The sequence below is a fragment of the Burkholderia sp. Se-20378 genome (genome assembly GCF_017104665.1).
GTDB classification, from domain to species: Bacteria; Pseudomonadota; Gammaproteobacteria; order Burkholderiales; family Burkholderiaceae; genus Burkholderia; species Burkholderia lata.
Genome location: NZ_JAAGPG010000807.1, coordinates 1 through 2597, shown reverse-complemented (window position 1 = coordinate 2597; position 2597 = coordinate 1). Strand labels below are relative to the sequence as shown.

Genomic DNA, 2597 nt, shown 5'->3' with positions numbered 1-2597 from the left:
CCCGTCGGCCCGCGCAGCCCCGTCCGGCGGCGCTCCCGAAAAGCGCGCCGCCGGCGTGTTAACATGCGCGTCCTGCCCGCGTGTCCGCCTGCTTCGCCAGCCCGCCGCGCACGGCATCCTCCCGGCGTTCCGCCGTCAACCGCAACACCATCCGCCATCATGTCCGCAGGCCTGAATCCCGCCCAGAACGAAGCGGTGCGCTACCTCGACGGTCCCTGTCTCGTGCTCGCTGGCGCGGGCAGCGGCAAGACCCGCGTGATCACGCAGAAGATCGCGCACCTGATCGAAGCGAAAGGCTTCGAGCCGCGCCATATCGCCGCCGTCACGTTCACGAACAAGGCGGCCGCCGAAATGCGCGAGCGCGTGTCGAAGCTGCTCGAGGGCAAGACGCTCACCACGCCCGGCAAGGAAGGCCGCAAGGTGCCCGTCAACCAGCTCACCGTCTGCACGTTCCACTCGCTGGGCGTGCAGATCCTGCGCCAGGAGGCCGAGCACGTCGGCCTGAAGCCGCAGTTCTCGATCATGGATTCGGACGACTGCTTCGGGATGATCCAGGAGCAGATCGGCACGACCGACAAGGGCCTGATCCGCAAGATCCAGAGCACCATCTCGCTGTGGAAGAACGGCCTGATCATGCCCGACGAGGCGATGACGATCGCGGCCAACGAGGACGAGCACCAGGCCGCGCTGGTCTACCGCAACTACGTCGCGACGCTGCATGCGTACCAGGCGGTCGACTTCGACGACCTGATCCGCCTGCCCGCCGAGCTGTTCGCGAAGAACGAGCAGGTGCGCGACCGCTGGCAGAACAAGCTGCGCTACCTGCTGATCGACGAGTACCAGGACACCAATGCGTGCCAGTACGAGCTGCTGAAGCTGCTCGCCGGCCCGCGCGCGGCGTTCACGGCGGTGGGTGACGACGACCAGGCGATCTACGGCTGGCGCGGCGCGACGCTCGAGAACCTCGCGCAGCTCGGCAAGGATTTCCCGAAGCTGCACCTGGTCAAGCTCGAGCAGAACTACCGGTCGACGGTGCGCATCCTGACCGCCGCGAACAACGTGATCGCGAACAACCCGAAACTGTTCGAGAAGAAGCTGTGGTCCGAACACGGGATGGGCGATTCGATCACCGTCACGCCGTGCAACGACGAAGAGCATGAAGCCGAATCGGTCGTGTTCCGGCTGTCCGCGCACAAGTTCGAGCGGCGCGCGCAGTTCCGCGACTACGCGATCCTGTATCGCGGCAACTTCCAGGCGCGGATCTTCGAGCAGGTGCTGCGGCGCGAGCGGATCCCGTACGTGCTGTCCGGCGGCCAGTCGTTCTTCGACAAGGCCGAGATCAAGGACCTGTGCGCGTACCTGCGGCTGATCGCGAACGCCGACGACGATCCCGCGTTCATCCGCGCGGTCACCACGCCGCGTCGCGGGATCGGCAACACGACGCTCGAAGCGCTCGGCTCGTTCGCGGGCCAGGCGAAGGTGTCGCTGTTCGAGGCCGTGTACATGGGCGGGATCGAGGCGCGGCTGTCCGCGCGCCAGGTCGAGCCGCTGCGGATGTTCTGCGACTTCATCCAGCGCCTGACCGAGCGCGCGGACAAGGATCCTGCCACCGCCGTGCTCGACGACATGATGGAGGCGATCCACTACGAGGCGTACCTGTACGACGCGTTCGACGAACGGCAGGCGCAGTCGAAGTGGCAGAACGTGCTCGAATTCCTCGAATGGCTGAAGCGCAAGGGCACCAAGCCCGAGACGGCGGCCGTCGACGGCGAGGCGGAGGGCTTCCACAACGCGGATGGGCTCGCCGATACGGGCAAGAACCTGCTCGGCCTGATCCAGACCGTCGCGCTGATGTCGATGCTCGAGGGCAAGGACGAGGACCCGGACGCCGTGCGGCTGTCGACCGTCCATGCGTCGAAGGGGCTCGAGTATCCGCACGTGTTCCTGGTCGGCGTCGAGGAAGGCATCATGCCGCACCGCGGCGGCTCCGAGGACGACGGCCCGATCGACAACGAGCGGATCGAGGAGGAGCGCCGGCTGATGTACGTGGCGATCACGCGCGCGCAGCGCAGCCTGCACCTGAACTGGTGCAAGAAGCGCAAGCGGGCGCGCGAGACGGTCGTGTGCGAACCGTCGCGCTTCATCCCGGAGATGGGGCTCGACGAGGCGCCGCCGCCCACGCCGGAGGAGGCGCCGATGTCGCCGAAGGACCGGCTTGCGAGCCTGAAGGCGTTGCTGCAGAAGTGATGTGGCGCATTCCGGCGGAGCGCCGACAAAACAAAACCCCCGCGATGCGTATGCGTCGCGGGGGTTTTTTACTGGACGGCCGGGCCGGCGTTATTTCGACGCGTTGACCATGTAGTCGACAGCGGCCTTCACGTCGGCGTCCGACGCGTTCGACCCGCCCTTCGGCGGCATCGCGCCCTTGCCGTGCAGCGCGTAGTTGTAGACCGTATCCATCGAGTCCTTCAGGCGCGGCGCCCAGTCTTCCTTGCTGCCGAACTTCGGCGCACCGAGCACGCCCGCCGCGTGGCAGGCCTGACAGGTCGACGTGTACAGCGCCTTGCCGGCGTCGGCGCCGGCCGGGGCGGGCGTGA

2 protein-coding genes are annotated in these 2597 nt (G+C 67.2%); one reads left to right on the top strand and one right to left on the bottom strand.

What is annotated here, in order from left to right; all coding sequences use genetic code 11:
• Positions 1-159 precede the first annotated feature (159 nt).
• The gene (locus G3N93_RS37765; RefSeq protein ID WP_011350567.1) at positions 160-2247 is read left to right on the top strand and encodes a UvrD-helicase domain-containing protein; all 2088 of its coding nucleotides are present in this window, start codon (positions 160-162) and stop codon (positions 2245-2247) included.
• A gap of 90 nt (positions 2248-2337) precedes the next feature.
• Here G3N93_RS37765 and G3N93_RS37760 read toward each other — a convergent pair.
• Positions 2338-2597 (bottom strand): cytochrome c5 family protein (locus tag G3N93_RS37760; protein WP_206135300.1); only part of this gene is annotated, 260 nt, incomplete at its 5' end.